The organism is Deltaproteobacteria bacterium RBG_16_64_85 (genome assembly GCA_001798885.1).
In the GTDB taxonomy this organism is placed as follows: Bacteria; Desulfobacterota; Deferrimicrobia; order Deferrimicrobiales; family Deferrimicrobiaceae; genus FEB-35.
In genome coordinates, this window is record MGQW01000011.1 from 91,535 (window position 1) to 109,811 (window position 18,277).

Here is an 18,277-nt window from a genome sequence, read left to right on the forward strand (position 1 = left end):
GGGAAGCTTCTGCGCGTCAGGATCCGGGAGATGGAGCCGGGAGATCTCGACGAGGTGATGGCGATCGAGGAGGTTTCGTTTCCCACGCCGTGGCCCCGCAGGCTCTTCGAGGAAGAGATCGTCCGGGAATTTTCGGACGCCCTCGTCGCGGCCCCCGCGGAAGGGGAGGGCGTCCTGGGATACTCGGTCTGCTGGACCGTGGCGGACGAGTCCCACCTGTTGAACATCGCGGTCCGGCCGGATGTGCGCGAGCGCGGCGTGGGCGGCGCGCTCCTCGGGGCATGCATGCTTCGGTCCGCCCGGGCAGGGGCCGTCCGCATCCACCTGGAAGTGCGCGCCGGGAACACTCCCGCCATCCGGATGTATGAGCGGGAGGGGTTTTCCTTCCTGGGGATTCGAAGAGGATATTACGCGGATACCGGAGAAGACGCGGTTCTTCTCTCCCGGGAGCTTCGGAGGTCGGATGTCCCATAGCCGGATGCAATTCGTGGCGGGAAAAATCGTGCGGAACGAGGGGCACGGGGAGATCTTCTATCGCCTGGAAGCGGCCGTCCCCGAGCCGGTCGAGTACGAGCCGGGCCAGTTCGCCATGGTCTCCGGCTGGCCGGGGAACGACCCGCTGCTCCCGCGGCCCCTGGCGATCTTTCGAGCGGGCGCGGCGCCGAAGGGCAAGGGGACGGTCGAGTTCGTCTACAAGGTCGTGGGGCGCGGCACCGCGCTGCTGTCGGGGATGCACCCGGGAGAGTCGCTGTCCCTCACCCTTCCGCTGGGCCGGGGGTTCGACCTCGCCAAGGACGGGCAGCTGTACTGGCTCGTTGGCGGCGGCGTCGGGTTCGCGACCGTCTTTCCCGCCGCCGCGGCGCTCGGAAGGCGGCGGGCGGAATATGAAATGTTTCTGGGAAGCCGCACCCGCGAACAGCTTCCCCCGAAGGAGTGGACGCCCGGCGGCTCATCCCCGGGGCGTGTCCACCTCTGCACCGAGGACGGGACCGCCGGTTATTTCGGGCAGGTCACCGACACCATCCGGGAGCGGATGGCGGCCCTTTCCGATGCCGATGCCACCCGCCTGACGATCCTCGCCTGCGGCCCCCGGGAGATGCTGAAGGAGATCGCCCTGGCGGCTTCGGTGCGGGGCGCGGAGATGCAGGCGGCGCTCGAAAATCACATGGCGTGCGGGTTCGGCGTCTGCTGGGGGTGCGTCGTTGCCCTGCGGGAGGGGGAGCAGATCGCCTATCGGCGGGTCTGCAAGGAAGGGCCGGTCTTCGATGCGCGGGAGGTCGTCTGGTGAAACCGGACCTCTCGGTATCCCTGGGAAGGCTGCGCCTGAAGAACCCGGTGATGAGCGCGTCGGGGACGTTCGGGTACGGGCTCGAGTTCTCCCCCTTCTACGACATCTCGCGCCTCGGGGCCGTCGTGGTCAAGGGGTTGTCGCTTGCGCCCACGCCGGGGAACCCTCCGGGGCGGATCGTCGAGACGGCGTCGGGGATGCTCAACGCCATCGGCCTGCAGAACATCGGGGTCGAGCGGTTCATCGAGGAGGTCGCTCCGCGCCTTTCGGACGCGGGGGCCACGTTCGCCGCGAACATCTACGGACGGACGGTGGAGGAGTACGAATCGGTCGCCGTCCGGCTTTCGGAGCTGTCCTCTCTCGCCGCGATCGAAGTGAACGCCTCCTGTCCCAATGTAAAGGAGGGCGGGATGGCGTTCGGCGCGACGCCGGAGGGGATCTCGCATCTCACCGGCCGGGTGCGGAAGGCGACCGGGAAGTCCCTCTGGGTCAAGCTCAGCCCCAATGTCGCGGACATCGCCTCCGTGGCGGCTGCTGCGGAAGGCGCAGGGGCGGACGCCGTGTCGCTCATCAACACCATCGTCGGGATGGCGGTGGACCACCGGACGCGCAGGCCGAAGCTGTCCAACGTGACCGGGGGGCTGTCGGGGCCGGCGATCAAGCCGGTCGCCCTGCGGATGGTGTGGGAAGTGTGCCGGCGCGTGAAGATCCCGGTGATCGGGATCGGCGGGATCCAGACGGCGGCGGACGCGCTGGAGTTCCTTCTCGTGGGGGCCTCCGCGGTGCAGGTCGGGACGGCCAATTTCCGGAACCCGAGGGCGTGCGTGGAGATCCTCGAAGGGGTCGAGACGTTCCTGCGGGAAGAGCGGCTCGCCGGGATCTCGGAGTACCGTGGGAAGCTGCACCTGTAAAGAAAAAGAATTGTCTTGTGGGCGATTTACGATTCCTCGTATAATGGGGCCAGGTAGCGGGGAAACTCTGGAAAGTGGGCCGTCGCCCACTTTTTTTTTCGATGTGACAAACCCATGAAAGCGGACATCGAAAAGATCGAAACCCTGGTCGCCCAGGTGGCGCGGGAAGAGATGGTGGAGGTCTTCGACCTCGCTGTTGCGAGGGAAGGCCCTCGGACAGTGATCCGCGTCTTCCTGGACCGCGAGGGAGGCATCCGCCTCGGAGAGTGCGAGTCGTTCAGCCGGAAGATGAGCGCGGTGCTCGATGTCAGCGACCCGATGCCGGGCCCTTACGTCCTGGAGGTTTCTTCGCCGGGGCTCAACCGGAGGCTTACGAAGCCGGCGCATTTTGCGGCGGTGGCGGGAAGGCGGATCCGGGTGGCGCTCTCCGAGCCGGTAGAAGGGAGTCGGAACTACCGGGGAACCCTGTTCCGGGCCGACGGGGAGGGCATCGACCTCGAGCGGGACGGCAAGATCTTCCGGTTCCCCTACCGCGCGGTGCGCAAGGCGAACCTGGAGGTTGACCAGGAAGAACTCTTCGGAAAGGGAAAGAGATAGCAATGATTCTGGACATCGGGCAGATCATCACGCAGCTGGGCAAGGAGAAGGGGATCGACCGGGTCGTGATCGTCGAAGCGATCAAGGAGGCCCTGGAGATCGCCGCCAGGAAGAAGTACGGGATGAACAAGCGGATCGAGGCTACCTACGACAGCGAAACCGGCGAATTCGAGATCCTGGAGTTCCGCACCGTCGTGGAGGAGGTCAAGGACCCCGAGGCCGAGATCTCGCTCGAAGCCGCCCGCGAGTACGACCCCGAAGCGGTCTACAACGACAACATCGGGTTCCGGATGAGCACCCGCGACCTGGGCCGCATCGCCGCGCAGACGGCCCGCCAGATCATCATGCAGAAGGTGAAGGACGCCGAGCGGGAAGTGATCTATAACGAGTTCATCGGCCGGAAGGGGGAGATCATCAACGGGATCGTGCAGCGCTACGAGCGCGACTGCCTGGTCGTCGACCTGGGCAAGACGGAGGCCGTCATGCCGATGTCGGAGCAGATCCCCCGCGAGCGGTATCGCCAGGGAGACCGGATTCGGGCCTATATCAAGGACGTCAGCAAGACCCCGCGGGGGCCGGAGATCCTGCTTGCGCGCTCCGACCCGCGGATGATCCTCAAGCTGTTCGAACAGGAGGTCCCCGAGGTCTACGAGGGGGTCGTCTCCATCCTGAGCGTCGCGAGGGAGCCCGGTTTCCGGACGAAGATCGCCGTCCGCTCGAAGGACCGCGACGTGGACCCGGTGGGGGCATGCGTGGGGATGAAGGGATCCCGGGTGCAGAGCGTCGTCCAGGAGCTGCGCGGCGAGCGAATCGACATCATCGCGTGGGACGAAGATCCCGCGAAGTTCGTGTGCAACGCCCTCCAGCCGGCGGAGATCATCCGGGTGCTGGTCAACGAGTCCGAGAAGAGCATGGAGGTCGTCGTACCCGAGGAGCAGCTCCTCCTGGCGATCGGGAAAAAGGGGCAGAACGTCAAGCTGGCTTCGAAGCTCGTGGGGTGGCACATCGATGTCCGAGCGGAAGGGCAGGTCGAGGACGCCCTGAAGCGCGCGGAGGGGCTCTTCGCCCCCAAGAAGGCGGACCCGTCGGCGAAGGCCGAGGTTCCCCCGGGCGACGTGCCCGCTGCGCAGGAGCCCGAACCTTCGGTGGAGCCGCATCCGCAACCCTCCGTTGCGCCGCAGGGCCTGGAAGGCGGTGAGACTCCGCCCGCGGAAGAACCCTCCCCGGGGGAAGGGGACAGTGAAGCCAAACAGTGACCGCCGCCTCCCGGAGAGGACGTGCGTTCAGTGCGGAAGCACAGGGAGGAAGGAATCGTTTTTCCGGATCGCGGGACGGCCCGAATCGGGCTGGGAGCCGGATCCGGGAGGGAGGAAGCCGGGCCGCGGGATCTACCTTTGCCGGGCCGCGGAGTGCGTGGAAGGATTCGCGAGGCGGATCCGGACCCCGAAGGGAGCGGCGCGGTGGAAGATGGGGGTCAACGGATCGGTGCTCGCGGACAAGGTTTCCGCCTGGTGGGCCGCTGAAGAGCGAAAGTAGGGAGGGTGGATGGAGAAGGTTCGCATTCGGGAGCTGGCCAAGGAACTCAGGATGGAGACGAGCAAGGAGATCCTCGCGTTCCTTGAGCGGATCGGGCAAAAGGGCAAGTCGGCATCGAGCAGCATCGAGGGAGACGTGATCGAGCGGGTGAAGAATCACTTCCGGAGGACCGCGCCGCCGCCTCCCCCGAAGCAGACCCTCGTGGTCACGCGCGCCGACGGGACCCTCGAGCGCCGCTCGAGCAGGGTGGTCCTGCGGCGCGGCGCACCGGTGGTCGAGAAGCCCCCCGCCCCCGAAGAGCCTTCCGCACCGGCACCTCCCGCAGGCGAAGCGGCCGCCGGGGCTCCTTCCGTCGCCGCGGCGCCCGCCCCCGTGGAGTCGGTTCCGGACGTCGCCAAGGCGCCGGAGGCGGTCCCGGCCGCGGAAACGCCCGGGGCGGAAGCGGAAAGCCGGCAACCGGCGGTAGCTGTTGTCCGGGTGGTGGAAAAGACGCCCGCCGAGAAGGCCGCCGAGGAGCGGAAAGAGAAGGAAAAGAAGTGGAAGAAAGCCAAGCCCCACGAGAAAAAGGTCCAGAAGGGAGTCCTGAAGAGAACCATCATCCAGGAAATCGTCGAGGAGCCCGAAGCCCCGAAGGCGCCGGAGAAACCGGCGGCCGAGGCCGAGCCGGTAGTGGTGCGCCAATTCCAGCCGGTCCGGGCGCTCAAGAAGAGGGGAAAGCCCGTCAAGGAAAAGAAGGCTCCCTCCACCCTTCCGCCGAAGGCCAGCAAGCGCGTGTTCAAGATCGAGGAGGTCATCACCGTCGGGGATCTCGCGCACCGGATGGGGATCAAGGCCGCCGACGTGATCAAGAAGCTGATCGAGATGGGGATGCCGACCACGGTCAATCAACTCCTCGACGCCGACACCGCCCGGATCCTGGCCCAGGAGTACGGGTACGAGGTGGAGAACGTCGCGCCCGAGGTGGAGAGCCTCATCGACCAGGAGGAGGACCGGGAGGAGGACCTCGTTTTGCGTCCGCCCGTCGTGACCATCATGGGGCACGTGGACCACGGGAAGACCACCCTGCTGGACGCCATCCGGCAGAGCAACGTCACCGACCACGAGGCGGGAGGGATCACCCAGCACATCGGCGCATACGAGGTCGAGCACGGCGAGCGGAAGCTCGTCCTGCTGGACACGCCGGGCCACGAAGCCTTCACCTCCATGCGGGCCCGCGGCGCGTCGGTCACTGATATCGTGGTGCTGGTCGTCGCCGCCGACGACGGCGTGATGCCGCAGACGATCGAGGCGATCGACCACGCCAAGGCGGCGGGCGTGCCCATCGTGGTGGCGGTCAACAAGGTCGACAAGTCCGGGGCGCAACCCGACCGCATCCGGCAGCAGCTCTCCGAGCACGGGCTCCTCCCGGAGGAATGGGGCGGCCAGACGCTGTACGCCAACGTCTCCGCGAAGAGAAAGACGGGGATCGAAGCCCTGCTCGAGCTCGTCCTGCTCCAGGCCGACCTCCTGGAGCTGAAGTCCAACCCCAGGAAGATGGCGCGGGGGACGGTCATCGAATCCCGCCTGGAGAAGGGACGGGGTCCGGTGGCGACGGTTCTTGTCCGGGAAGGGACTTTGCGGGTCGGCGACCCGATCGTCACGGGGATCCACTACGGAAGGGTCCGGGCGCTGGCCAACCACAAGGGAAAGCGACTCGTGGAGTCTCCACCCGGGACCCCCGCGGAGATCCAGGGGCTTGACGGGCTCCCCGCCGCCGGCCAGAAGTTCGCGGTCCTCAAGGACGAGCGGACGGCGCGCCAGATCGCACTGCACCGACAGGAAAAGGACCGGGAGAAGACGGTCGCGCGGCCCCGGTTCAGCCTGGAGGATCTCCACCGGCACATCGAGGTCGGGGACCTGAGGGAGCTGAACATCGTCATCAAGGCGGACGTCCAGGGGTCGATGGAGGCGCTGCAGTTCTCCCTGGGGAAGCTCTCCGGAGAGAAGGTCAAGGTGAAGGTCATCCATGCCGGGGTCGGCGGGATCTCGGAGACCGACGTGATGCTGGCTTCGGCTTCCACAGCCGTCGTCATCGGCTTCAGCGTGCGGCCCGAGCCCAAGGCGGCGGAGCTGGCCGAGCGGGAGAGCGTCGATGTCCGGCTCTATTCCGTGATCTACGACGTCGTCGACGACATCCGGAAGGCGATGGAAGGGCTGCTCGCGCCGACGTTCCGGGAAGCCTCCCAGGGGCGCGCCGAGGTCCGCAACACGTTCCACATCTCCAAGATCGGGACCATCGCCGGCTGCTACGTCCTGTCGGGAAAGATCACCCGGAACTCGAACCTCCGCCTGCTGCGCGACAGCGTAGTCGTGTACGAGGGAAAGCTCTCGTCCCTGAAGCGGTTCAAGGAGGATGTCCGCGAGGTGTCGGAAGGGTACGAGTGCGGGATCGGTATCGAGAACTTCAACGACATTCAGGTAGGCGACCAGATCGAGGCGTACGTGATGGAGAAGGTCGCCGGGACGCTCGCGTAGCGCCATGCTGGTGGCGGTGCTGTTGGCAGAGCTTCTCTTTCCCGACGCCGCTTCCCTCAAAGACAAACGCCGGAGGCTTTCCGGGCTGACCGGGAAGATCCGTTCCGGGTACCCGGTGTCCGTCGCCGAGGTCGGCTTCCAGGACCTGTGGCAGCGGGGCCGGATCGGCATCGCGCTGGTGTCGACCGACGCGCGACTGGCGCGGTCGATGCTGGACCGGATCAGCGATTTGGTGGGGCGGGACGGGGAGGTGGAGCTCCTCGACCGCCGGATCGAGTTCCTCCGGGTCGATGAGGAGGAGACATGAAAGGCCGAGGCGACCGCCCCGCCCGCGTGGCGGAACGGATCCGGGAGGAGGTTTCCCTCATCCTCCAGAACAGGGTGAAGGATCCCGGCATGGGGGTGGTGACGATCACGGACGTGACGATCACCCCCGATCTCAAGACCGCGCGCGTCCATTATTCCGTCCTGGGCGGGGACGAGGAGAAGATCGCCGTCCGGGACGCGCTGCGGCGCTCCAAGGGGTTCATCCGGAAGGAGCTCGGACGGACCCTCCAGCTGCGGTACTCCCCCGAGGTGGCGTTCCTGTTCGACAATACCTATGAAAAGGGTGCCCGGATGGACCGGCTCCTGAGGGAGATCCGGTCGGAGGGCGACGGTGAAAAATAACATCGAGGCGATCTGCCGCGTCTTCCGGGAGAAGGATCGGTTCCTGATCGCCTCCCACGAAAACCCCGAGGGGGACGCCATCGGCTCCCAGCTGGCGCTGGCGCTTGCGCTGCGGAAGATGGGGAAGACCGCGACCGTCCTGAACGCCGATCCCGTTCCCGGGAACCTGGCGTTCCTACCGGGGGCCGACAGCGTGGTCTACGAGGAGAACGGCTCCCGCTACGAGGTGGCCGTCGTGGTGGATTGCGGCTCCTCCGAAAGGACCGGGCGCGTGCAGGCGGAGCTTTGCAAGCCCCCCGTCCTGGTGAACATCGACCATCACCGGACCAACGGCGGCTGCGGCAATTATTGCCTTGTCGACCCGGAGGCGGCCGCGACGGGGATCCTCATCTACCGGATTCTGGCGGCCATGAACGTGGAGATCGATTGCGACGTCGCCGTCAACATCTACGTTGCCATCCTGACGGACACCGGCTCCTTCCACTACGCCAACACCTCGCCGGAGGCCTTCCAAATCGCGGGGGAGATGATCCGGCGGGGGGTCGACCCCTGGGCGGTGGCGGAAAAGGTCTACGAGACCCAGAGCGCCGACCGGCTGCGCCTGCTGGGGAGGGTGCTCAGCTCCCTGGAGATCGCGGCCGGGGGGAAGGTCGCGGCCGTCACGACAACGAAGAAGGACCTCGCCGACTTCTCCGCCAGGAAGGATTTCCTCGAGGGGTTCATCAACTATCCCCGCTCGGTGATCGGGGTCGAGGTGGCGGTGGCGTTCCGGGAGGAGGACGCCGGGGAGATCCGGGTGAGCCTCCGGTCCAAGGGGCGCGTGGACGTTTCCGCGATCTCCCAGGCGTTCGGGGGAGGGGGGCACCGCAATGCCGCGGGATGCAGCCTGCGCGGCCCCCTCGATGAGGTGAAGCGCAAGGTCTACGGGGCGTTGGAGGCGGCGCTCCGGTGACGGACGGCGTCATCGTCCTGGACAAGCCCGGCGGGATCACCTCCTTCCGCGCCGTCGAGGAGGTGGGGAGAGTCCTCCGGACGAAGAAGTGCGGGCACGCCGGCACCCTCGACCCGATGGCGACCGGAGTCCTGCTGGTGTGCGCCGGCAGGGCCACGAAGATCGCCGGATACCTCGCCGCGCAGGAAAAGGAATACGAGGCCCGTTTCCGGTTCGGGGCCGCCACCGACACGGGGGACGTCACCGGCAAGGTGATCGAAAGCCGGCCGGCCGCGTTTGCGCCTTCGGATGCCGTTGCCGTCGCCGTTTCCGGGCTTGTCGGCACCCGGGAGCAGGTCCCTCCGGCCTTCTCGGCCGTCAAGGTGGCCGGGACCCGGGCGTACGTGATGGCCCGGCAGGGGAAACCCCTGGAGCTTTCCCCGCGCACGGTGACCGTCGCCGAGGCGCGTCTTCTTTCATGGTCGGAGGAAGGGTTCGCCGTTTTCTTGCGGTGCTCGAAGGGGTTTTACGTCCGCGCGCTACCGCGGGAGCTGGGCCGGCTGCTGGGCGTCCCGATGGCCGTTTCGTCGCTGCGCCGGCTGCGGTCCGGCACCTTTCGCGTCGAGGATTCGGTAACGCTCGCGGACCTCGTCGAGGAGGGGAAGCGCGGCGCGGCGGCGTCCCGGCTGGTCCCGATCGAGAAGGCCCTCGCCGGGTTCCCGCAGTGGGAGATCCCGAAGGAGGCCGTCGTAGCGGTCCGTCACGGCGGCTCGCCCGCGCCCTGGCTTGCCGGGCGCGATCCGGGGCCCTCGCAAGGCGTGGTCCTGCTGACTCACGGGAAGGAGGGGCCCGTCGCCCTCGTCGAGCGGATCGGGGAGGGCCGGTGGAGGATCGTGCGGGGCATATGAATTTACTTCCCTGCGGGGATATGTTATAAAATAAAAATCCGGCAAATCTGTATGATTTTCTGATCCTTTGAAAGGGGAAGGGCGAAGCGAAATGGGCTTGGAGACGGAGAAGAAGAAGGACTTGATCGGCAAGTTCCGGGTACACGAGTCGGACACCGGCTCGCCCGAGGTCCAGATCGCCCTCCTGACGGAGAGGATCAACGAGATCACGGATCACCTCAAAACGCACAACAAGGACTTCAACACCCGGAGGGGGCTGTTGAAGCTGGTCGGTCAGAGGCGCCGTCTCCTCGACTACCTGAAGTTGAAGGAATCGCTGCGGTACAAGGCGGTAGTAGAAGCGCTCGGCCTGCGCAAGTAATTCGGGAAACGAACGATATCCACATCATCGCTGCCCCCGTGGCGGCACAAGAAGGGAATACAAACAAATTGGGACACGTGTACGAAAAGGAAATATCGGGAAGAAAACTTTGCATGGAGACCGGCGTGTTGGCCAAGCAGGCGGGCGGCGCCGTGGTCGTTCGGTACGGGGACTCCTTGGTCCTCGTGACGGCGTGCGGCGACGAGACGACTCCGCGGCAGGGGATCGATTTCCTCCCCCTCGTCGTCGACTACGTCGAGAAAACGTTCGCGGTCGGGAGGATCCCTGGCGGCTTCTTGAAGCGGGAGGGGAGGCTCTCGGAATTCGAGGTGCTGACGTCGAGGCTCATCGACCGGCCGATCCGGCCGCTGTTCCCGAAAGGGTTCTACAACGAGACCCAGGTGATCGCCACCGTCCTCTCCGCGGACAAGGAAAACGACACGAGCATCCTGGCGATGATCGGCGCTTCCGCCGCACTCACCCTCTCCGACCTCCCGTTCAGCGGGCCGATCGCCGGCGCTCGGGTAGGTCGGATCGACGGGAAGCTCGTCATCAATCCCCGGATCCCCGAGCTGGCCGGCAGCGACGTGAACATCTTCGTGGCCGGCAGCCGCGACGCCATCCTGATGGTGGAGGGAGAGGCCGGCGAGGTCCCGGAGGAGGAGGTGCTCGACGCGATCCTGTTCGCCCACGAGTCCCTCCAGCCGATCCTCGAGATGCAGGAACGGATGCGGGAGGAGATCGGCAAGCCCAAGCGCACCTTCGAGAAGAAAGAGCTCTCCGAGGAGGACCTGCGCAAGATATCGGAGGTCGCGGAGAACGACTTGCGGGCCGCGTACGGCATCCAGGCCAAGCAGGACCGCCGGAAACGGATCGACGAGATCGCGGAGGCCGTCCGGAACGCCTTCTCCGAGGAGGAGCGCGTCGAGAAGGCCACCCTCATCGCGGAGACCTTCAAGAACCTGGAAAAGCGGATCGTCCGCGGAAAGATCCTCGCTACGGGCCAGAGGATCGACGGCCGGCGGCTCACGGACATCCGGCCCATCGAGAGCCGGGTGGGGGTGCTCCCCCGCACGCACGGCTCCGCGATCTTCACGCGGGGGGAGACCCAAGTGCTCGTCACCGCCACGCTCGGCACCACGCAGGACGAGCAGCGGATCGACTCCCTGCTGGGCGAGTCCTACAAGTCGTTCATGCTGCACTATAACTTCCCCCCCTTCAGCGTGGGGGAGGTGAAGATGCTCCGCCAGCCCGGGCGCCGGGAAGTCGGCCACGGCGCGCTGGCCGAAAGGGCCGTCTCCAAGGTGGTCCCCGGGGAGCAGGAGTTCCCGTACACCATCCGTATCGTCTCCGAAGTCCTCGAGTCGAACGGCTCCTCCTCGATGGCCACGGTCTGCGGCGCCTCCCTCGCGATGATGGATGCGGGGATCCCCACGGCCGGCGCGGTCTCCGGCATCGCCATGGGACTCATCAAGGAAGGGGACAAGGTCGCCGTCCTCTCCGACATCCTGGGCGACGAGGACCACTTGGGCGACATGGACTTCAAGGTGGCCGGGACCGCGAAAGGGGTCACCGCCATCCAGATGGACATCAAGATCGGGGGGGTTAGCCGGGACATCCTGCTGGCCGCCCTTCGGCAGGCCCGGGAAGGGCGCCTCCACATCCTCGACAAGATGAACGTCGCGCTCGACAAGCCCCGCGCCGAGCTGTCGCCATTTGCGCCGCGCATTTACGTCATGAACGTGAGGACCGACAAGATCCGGGAAATCATCGGCCCGGGAGGAAAGGTCATCCGCAGCATCCAGGAGCAAACCGGCGTCAAGATCGACGTCGATGACGACGGGACGGTCAAGATCGCGGCGGTCGACGCCGCTTCCGCCAGGGCGGCCATCTCCATCATCGAGGGGATCGTCCAGGAGGCCCAGGTGGGGAAGGTCTACGAGGGGAAGGTGCGCAAGATCATGGACTTCGGTGCCTTCGTGGAGCTGTTCCCCGGTACCGACGGGCTCCTGCACGTCTCCCAGATCTCCACGAAGCGCGTCCGCTCCGTCTCCAACTGCTTCAAGGAGGGGGACAAGGTCACCGTAAGCGTCCTCGAGGTCGACCGCGACGGGAGGATCCGCCTCTCTCACAAGGAGTTCGAGAAGGAGGGGGAATTCCCCGCCACGGCGTTCGTCGGGCCGGACGATCCGGAAGGCCGCAGCGAGCGGGAACCCCGCGGCGACCGCCCGCCGCGCGACAAGGACCGCGAGCACGGGGGCGGGAGCCGGAGAGGCAGGCGCTGACGACCCAACCGATGACGGTCGGCAAAACAGTCCTCGAGAGCGGCGTCACGATCATCAGCGAGCAGGTCCCCTACCTTTTCTCCGCGACGGTGGGGATCTGGGTTTCCGTGGGATCCCGCGCGGAGTCCCTCCCCGACAACGGCATCAGCCACTTCATCGAGCACATGCTGTTCAAGGGGACCGCCCGCCGGAAAGCCATCGACATCTCCCGCGAGGTCGAGTCGGTGGGCGGGTCGATGAACGCGGTTACCGATCGGGAGTACACCTTCTTCTTCGCCAAGGCGCTCTCGAAGGATTTCCTCCTGGTCGCCGACCTCCTCTGCGACATCTTTCTCAACTCCCGCTTCGACGGGGAGGAGCTGGAGCGCGAAAAAGGGGTCGTCCTGCAGGAGATCCTCATGGTGGAGGACAGCCCCGAGGACTACCTCCACGACTTCTTCCACGAATCGTACTGGGGAGGGCACCCGCTGGGCTTTCCCATCCAGGGGACGCCGGAGAGCGTATCCGCCTTCGACCGGGAGCGGGTGATGCGGTATTTCGGCGACCGGTTTCGGCGCTGCGGCACGGTCGTGACCGTGGTGGGGAACCTGCCGCACGACCAGGTCGTGGATGCCTTCGCGAGGGCGCTGGGCCCGCTGGCGCTGGGGGAGCGCCTCCTGCCCGATGCGCCGCCCCCTCCGGAGCGCGGCGTGTTCCTCAAGAAGCGGCCGCTCGAGCAGCTCCACCTGGCTCTCGGGGCCCCGGCGATCTCCCGGAGAAGCGAGCTCAAGTACGTGGCCTATGTCCTGAACACGATCCTGGGCGGCAGCATGAGCAGCCGCCTCTTCCAGGAAATCCGCGAGAAGCGCGGCCTCGCCTATTCCATCTATTCCGCCATTTCCGCCTACGAAGATTCGGGGATCCTGAAGATCTGCGCCGGGACGTCGCGGGACAAGGCGCGCGAAGTGCTGACGGTGACGGGGGAGGTGGTCGATGGGATGCGGGAGGGGCGCTTCGAGGACAGGGAGGTCGCCCTGGCGAAGGAACTGATCAAGGGAAACATGCTCCTCAACCTGGAGAGCGCCGAGTACCGCATGTCCCGCCTGGCGATGAACGAAATGTTTCTGGGGCGCCTCGAGCCGCCCGAGGAAGCGCTGCGCCGGGTGGAAGAAGTAACCCCGGAGCAGGTGCGCAAGCTCGCCGCAACGATGCTCGACCGGGAGCGGTTCTCCCTTGCCGCCGTCGGCGACCTGCCGGCGGGCCCCCGGCTGGCATTCTAGAATGACGGGCGACAGAGTGATTCCCGTCCGGCTCCTCCGCGATGGGGCCGGGGATCTGCTGCCCGCCTACCAGACCGAAGGCGCGGCCGGGATGGACCTGCGCGCCGATATCGACGAGGAGATCGTGCTTCCGCCGATGGGGCGGGCGATGATCCCGACGGGGATCTCCGTGGCGCTCCCCGCCGGCGTGGAGGCGCAGGTCCGGCCCCGCAGCGGTCTTGCGGCGCGGCATGGAGTGACCTGCCTGAACTCGCCCGGCACCATCGACTCCGACTACCGCGGTGAGATCCTCGTGATCCTCATCAACCTCGGAAACGAGCCGTTTTCCGTGCGGCGGGGCGACCGGATTGCGCAGCTGGTCTTCGCGACGTCCCTGCGGGCGTCCCTCCGGGTCGTCGACGACCTCGACGCGACCCGGCGCGGGGAAGGCGGGTTCGGGCACACCGGGGTGTAACACCGGGAGGAGGGCATCATGATCGAACGGTACACCAGGCCCGAGATGGCGAAAATCTGGGAACCGGAGAACCGGTTCCGGATCTGGCTGGACATCGAGCTCCTCGCGATGGAGGCGATGGTGAAGAAGGGGTGGATCCCCGCCGCCGCCCTTGCGCGGGTGCGCAAACGCGCCCGGTTCGACGTCTCCCGGATCCACGAGATCGAGAAGAGGGTCAAGCACGACGTGATCGCCTTTCTGACGTCGGTGGCCGAGCACATCGGGGACGACTCCCGGTTCCTCCACGTCGGCATGACCAGCTCCGACGTCCTGGACACCTCCCTCGGCGTGCAGATGCGGCAGGCCCTCACGCGCCTTGTCCGCGAGGCGGAGAAGGTGTACGAGGTGCTTCGGAAGCGGGCTTTCGAGCACAAGGACACGGTGATGATCGGACGCACCCACGGCATCCACGCGGAGCCGGTAACCTTCGGGCTGAAGATGGCTTTGTGGGCCGACGAGATGCGCCGGAACGTCGCCCGGCTCAAGCGCGCGCGGGACGTGATCTCCGTGGGGAAGCTCTCGGGGGCCGTCGGGACGTTCGCGAACATCGATCCGTTCGTGGAAGAGTACGTCTGCCGGAAGCTGGGCCTCGCGCCCGCCCCTGCGTCGACCCAGGTCGTCCAGCGGGACCGGCACGCGGAGGTGTTCGCCACCCTTGCGATCGTCGGGTCCTCCCTGGACAAGTTCGCCACCGAGATCCGACACCTCCAACGGACGGAGGTCCTGGAGGTCGAGGAATTCTTCTCCGAGGGGCAGAAAGGGTCCTCCGCGATGCCCCACAAGCGGAACCCCGTGCTGTCGGAGAACCTCTCGGGACTCTCGCGCCTTTTGCGAGGGTACTCCGTCACCGCGATGGAGAACATCGCCCTCTGGCACGAGCGGGACATCAGCCACTCCTCCGCGGAGCGCGTGATCGCCCCGGATGCCACCATCGTCCTCGACTTCGCCCTCAACCGTTTCCGCGGGATGATGGAAAAGCTGCTCGTCTACCCGGACCGCATGAAGAGGAACCTGGAGAGCACCCGGGGGCTCATCTATTCCCAGCGGGTCCTCCTGGCCCTTGCCGCAAAGGGACTCTCGCGGGAACGGGCCTACGAGGTGGTCCAGAAGTCCGCGATGGAGGCGTGGCGGGGGCAGAAGGAGCTTGCCTCCCTCCTCTGGAAGGATCGCGAAGTCCGGGCGCTTCTCCGCAGGGAGGAGTTTGACGAACTGTTCGACATCCGGTATTACCTGAAGAGCGTCGACGCGATATTCGACCGGGTATTTGGCCGCAAAGGGAGTACGGCGTGAAGACGCGTCTTCGTCACCCTGAGAACCAGGGAAGGGCGTTTTTGTCCTGCCCTCCGGAAAAGAAAGCCGCGCTCCCCGCGACCGCCGCGGAGTTCCGTATTACAATGGAAGAACTGGGCGTGGTGGGATCGGCGATCGAGATCGAGGGAATCGCCCGGGTGGAGGCGCTGGAGATGAAAAGCGTCTGGGCCGGCGGCTTGGCCGGCGCGCTCGGGTACGGGGGATAAGCCGCGCATGTGCGGAATCTTCGGCGTCATGGGCCACCCGGAAGCGGCCAATCTGACCTACCTGGGGCTCTACGCCTTGCAGCACCGGGGGCAGGAGAGCGCGGGGATCGCCTGCGCGGACGGCGACGTGATCACCTTCCACAAGGAGATGGGGCTGGTCGCGGACATCTTCTCCGAGGAGGTCCTGGCGCGGCTTCCCGGTTTCATCGCCATCGGGCACGTCCGCTACTCGACGACCGGGAGCTCGGAGCTCAAGAACGCCCAGCCGTTCGTCGTCGATTTCGAGAGCGGCTCGATCGCGGTCGCGCACAACGGGAACCTGGTCAACGCCCACGTGCTGAAACAGGAGCTCGAGGTGAGCGGATCGATCTTCCAGTCCACGATGGACACGGAGGTCATCGTTCACCTGATTGCCCGCTCCCGACGGGGGCGGATCGAGGACCGGATCGTCGACGCGCTGGCCCAGGTACGGGGCGCCTACTCGCTCCTGTTCCTGACGCGGGACAAGCTCATCGCCGTGCGCGACCCCCACGGCATACGGCCCATGGTGCTGGGGAGGATCAAGGGGGGGCATGTCGTCTGCTCGGAATCGTGCGCCCTGAACCTCATCGAGGGAGAGCTGGTCCGGGACGTCGAGCCGGGGGAGATGATCGTGATCGACGAGCGCGGGATGCACTCCTCCCATCCCTTTTTCCCCGCGCCGGCGCATTTCTGCGTCTTCGAGTACATCTATTTCGCCCGGCCCGACTCGATCATGGGCGGGACCAGCGTCTACGAGGTCCGCAAGCGCCTGGGACACGAACTCGCGCGCATGCACCCGGTGGACGCCGACATCGTCATCCCGGTTCCGGATTCCGGCGTGCCGGCGGCGATCGGCTACTCCGAGGAGTCGGGGATCCCCTTCGAGATGGGGCTCATCCGCAACCACTACGTCGGCCGGACCTTCATCGAGCCGCAGCAGTCGATCCGGCACTTCGGCGTCAAGATCAAGCTGAACACGGTCCGCGGGATCGTGGAGGGGAAGCGCGTCGTCGTGGTGGACGACTCGATCGTGCGCGGGACGACGGGGCGCAAGATCATCAAGATGATCCGCATGGCGGGGGCGAAGGAGGTCCACGTCCGCATCAGTTCGCCGCCCACCGTCTTTCCGTGCTTTTACGGGATCGACACGCCGCTCCGGCGCGACCTCATCGCGGCCACGCACAGCCTCGAGGAGATCAAGGCCTACCTCACCTCCGACTCCGTGGGCTACCTGACGATCGACGCGCTGCACACCTGCGTTCCCAAGATGGAAAAGGGAACCTGCGATTCCTGTTTCTCCGGCAATTATCCGGTGCCGCTCGAGGTCCAGGAGAGCGAGGAGCAGCTTCCGCTGTTCCGGGGCTCCGTACGGATTTAAGATCCACCCATCCTCATCGGGGGAGGCCGAGACGCCATGTCCCACCAGCAGGCCGCCGCAATCAGCGACCGGGAGCGGTTCCTTGCGCTCCTCAAAGAGAAGAGCTACGAGAAGCGCAAGGTGATCCTCACCTCGGGGCGCGAGTCCGATTTCTACATCGACTGCAAGCAGGCCACGCTGACCGCCGAGGGGGCGTTCCTCTGCGGACGTCTTTTCTGCGAAATGCTGGAGAAAGGGAGTTGGCCGGAGGCGGTCGGCGGGATCACCCTGGGGGCCGATCCCATCGTGACGGCCGTGTCCCTGACCAGCGCCCTCCGCGGCCGGCCGATCCCCGCCTTCATCATCCGGAAGGAGCCCAAGAAGCACGGCACCGCCCAATGGGTGGAGGGGACGAAGAACCTGAGGCCGGGGATGAAGGTGGCGATCGTGGAGGACGTGGTGACCACCGGGGGCTCCACCCTTCGCGCGATCGAGCGGGCGGAAGAATTCGGGCTGGCGGTCTCCCGGGTGCTCTGCATCGTCGACCGGAACGAGGGGGGCGCGGAAACCATCGCCGGGAGGGGATATCGACTCGAGGCGATGTTCCTGAAGGAGGACGTGGAAAATGCGTGACCTTCGCCATTGTGCGACAAGGAATGCGCTCGCTCTCTCCTTCCTCGCGGCGATCTTCCTTTTCCCGGCCTGCGGTACCCGCGTGAGCACCCTGTACGAGAAGGTGCTGGGGTCTCCCACGTACGGCCGGACGACGGAGACCTACACGCGGACGAAGGAAGTTCACGACGGGCTCGACACGCGGTTCATCTTCTCCGCCACGTGGCTTTCCCACGAGTGGATCCGGGCGTTCTCCGAGGAGTACGCCAACATCTACTACCTCGACGCGGAGCGGAAAGAGAAGGTGATCTCCCTGTGGAAGGGGGAATCCGGGACGTACGTGCGGTTCTTCGTCGCCCTCTTCACGCCCGACGAGAGGGGGAACGATCTCGAAAAAAAGGAGACGCTCTGGAGCCTGCGCCTGGTCCGCGCGGACGAAAAGGATTTCGAGCCGGTCTACCTCCGGAAGTCCGGGCTGCGCACGGAGGAGATCTCGCGGTTCTTCCCCTACTCGGGGACGTGGTACCGCGCCTACGAGGTGGCGTTTCCGATGGAGGCGCTGGAGGGGCCGTCCCCCAAGCCCGGCGCCCCTCGGCTCAAGCTCGTCCTGTCCGGTGTCCAGGGCCGCGCCGTCCTCTCCTGGGAGTAGCGGCAACCTGGATTGCCGCCACGGCGTTTCCCGCGTGTCGGCTTTCCTCGGCGTTCTCCTTCTCTCCCTGACATCCTTTGCGGGATGCAATTCGTTCCTCTTCTATCCTGAAAAGGAGCACTTTGCCAACCCCCATCTCCAACGGGTCGCTCACGAGGATATTTTTTTTGCCGCGCCGGACGGCCCGCGGCTTCACGGGTGGTTGCTCCGCCCCGCCGGGATTCCACGCGGGACCCTCCTGTTTCTGCATGGGAACGCCGAGAACATCAGCACGCACGTCAATTCCGTGCTGTGGCTGGCGCTGGAAGGTTACCGGATTTTCCTCTTCGATTACCGGGGGTACGGGAAGTCGGAAGGCCGGCCGACGCT

At 66.2% G+C, this 18,277-nt stretch carries 20 protein-coding genes and 1 pseudogene; all 21 read left to right on the forward strand.

Annotation, left to right across the window (positions count from 1 at the left end):
• Positions 1-30 precede the first annotated feature (30 nt).
• On the forward strand, positions 31-474 hold the full coding sequence (locus A2Z13_09875; protein OGP80944.1) for a ribosomal-protein-alanine N-acetyltransferase: 444 nt from the start codon (positions 31-33) through the stop codon (positions 472-474).
• Between the two features lie 4 nt (positions 475-478).
• Entirely contained in the window at positions 479-1,288 is an 810-nt protein-coding gene (locus tag A2Z13_09880; protein OGP80918.1) for a hypothetical protein, read from the forward strand.
• Complete coding sequence (locus tag A2Z13_09885; GenBank protein OGP80919.1) at positions 1,285-2,199, forward strand: dihydroorotate dehydrogenase B catalytic subunit; 915 nt, start codon at positions 1,285-1,287, stop codon at positions 2,197-2,199. The genes A2Z13_09880 and A2Z13_09885 overlap by 4 nt, the downstream gene beginning before the upstream one ends.
• A gap of 114 nt (positions 2,200-2,313) precedes the next feature.
• Entirely contained in the window at positions 2,314-2,796 is a 483-nt protein-coding gene (locus tag A2Z13_09890; protein OGP80920.1) for a hypothetical protein, read from the forward strand.
• Positions 2,797-2,798: 2 nt separating this feature from the next.
• Entirely contained in the window at positions 2,799-4,052 is a 1,254-nt protein-coding gene (locus tag A2Z13_09895) for a transcription termination/antitermination protein NusA (protein ID OGP80921.1), read from the forward strand.
• A complete protein-coding gene (locus tag A2Z13_09900) occupies positions 4,036-4,332 on the forward strand; it encodes a hypothetical protein (protein OGP80922.1) in 297 nt (98 codons plus the stop codon). The genes A2Z13_09895 and A2Z13_09900 overlap by 17 nt, the downstream gene beginning before the upstream one ends.
• Positions 4,333-4,341: 9 nt before the next feature.
• Positions 4,342-6,846, forward strand: a complete 2,505-nt coding sequence (locus A2Z13_09905; GenBank protein ID OGP80923.1) for a hypothetical protein — start codon at positions 4,342-4,344, stop codon at positions 6,844-6,846.
• A 4-nt stretch (positions 6,847-6,850) separates the two neighbouring features.
• Positions 6,851-7,153 carry a hypothetical protein gene (locus A2Z13_09910; GenBank protein ID OGP80924.1) on the forward strand — a complete coding sequence of 101 codons (303 nt, stop codon included), beginning with the start codon at positions 6,851-6,853 and terminating at the stop codon, positions 7,151-7,153.
• Positions 7,150-7,515, forward strand: a complete 366-nt coding sequence (locus A2Z13_09915) for a ribosome-binding factor A (GenBank protein ID OGP80925.1) — start codon at positions 7,150-7,152, stop codon at positions 7,513-7,515. Before A2Z13_09910 ends, A2Z13_09915 begins: the two co-directional genes overlap by 4 nt.
• 1 nt (position 7,516) lies before the next feature.
• On the forward strand, positions 7,517-8,467 hold the full coding sequence (locus A2Z13_09920; protein ID OGP80945.1) for a hypothetical protein: 951 nt from the start codon (positions 7,517-7,519) through the stop codon (positions 8,465-8,467).
• Entirely contained in the window at positions 8,464-9,354 is an 891-nt protein-coding gene (locus A2Z13_09925; GenBank protein OGP80926.1) for a tRNA pseudouridine(55) synthase TruB, read from the forward strand. Before A2Z13_09920 ends, A2Z13_09925 begins: the two co-directional genes overlap by 4 nt.
• Positions 9,355-9,445: 91 nt before the next feature.
• A complete protein-coding gene (locus tag A2Z13_09930) occupies positions 9,446-9,715 on the forward strand; it encodes a 30S ribosomal protein S15 (GenBank protein OGP80927.1) in 270 nt (89 codons plus the stop codon).
• A 77-nt stretch (positions 9,716-9,792) separates the two neighbouring features.
• Entirely contained in the window at positions 9,793-12,000 is a 2,208-nt protein-coding gene (locus A2Z13_09935; protein OGP80928.1) for a polyribonucleotide nucleotidyltransferase, read from the forward strand.
• A gap of 11 nt (positions 12,001-12,011) precedes the next feature.
• Entirely contained in the window at positions 12,012-13,259 is a 1,248-nt protein-coding gene (locus A2Z13_09940; GenBank protein OGP80929.1) for a hypothetical protein, read from the forward strand.
• Position 13,260: 1 nt separating this feature from the next.
• On the forward strand, positions 13,261-13,713 hold the full coding sequence (locus A2Z13_09945) for a deoxyuridine 5'-triphosphate nucleotidohydrolase (GenBank protein OGP80930.1): 453 nt from the start codon (positions 13,261-13,263) through the stop codon (positions 13,711-13,713).
• 18 nt (positions 13,714-13,731) lie between these two features.
• Positions 13,732-15,042, forward strand: a complete 1,311-nt coding sequence (locus tag A2Z13_09950) for an adenylosuccinate lyase (protein ID OGP80931.1) — start codon at positions 13,732-13,734, stop codon at positions 15,040-15,042.
• A 41-nt stretch (positions 15,043-15,083) separates the two neighbouring features.
• Positions 15,084-15,269, forward strand: a complete 186-nt coding sequence (locus A2Z13_09955; GenBank protein OGP80932.1) for a hypothetical protein — start codon at positions 15,084-15,086, stop codon at positions 15,267-15,269.
• A 7-nt stretch (positions 15,270-15,276) separates the two neighbouring features.
• Positions 15,277-16,668: an amidophosphoribosyltransferase gene (locus A2Z13_09960; GenBank protein OGP80933.1), complete on the forward strand. Its 1,392-nt coding sequence runs from the start codon at positions 15,277-15,279 to the stop codon at positions 16,666-16,668.
• A 60-nt stretch (positions 16,669-16,728) separates the two neighbouring features.
• Positions 16,729-17,280: an orotate phosphoribosyltransferase gene (locus A2Z13_09965; protein OGP80946.1), complete on the forward strand. Its 552-nt coding sequence runs from the start codon at positions 16,729-16,731 to the stop codon at positions 17,278-17,280.
• Positions 17,273-17,908 (forward strand): hypothetical protein, encoded by a 636-nt coding sequence (locus A2Z13_09970; protein OGP80934.1) that lies wholly within the window; start codon positions 17,273-17,275, stop codon positions 17,906-17,908. Before A2Z13_09965 ends, A2Z13_09970 begins: the two co-directional genes overlap by 8 nt.
• A gap of 34 nt (positions 17,909-17,942) precedes the next feature.
• Positions 17,943-18,277 (forward strand): annotated as a pseudogene (locus tag A2Z13_09975) (alpha/beta hydrolase).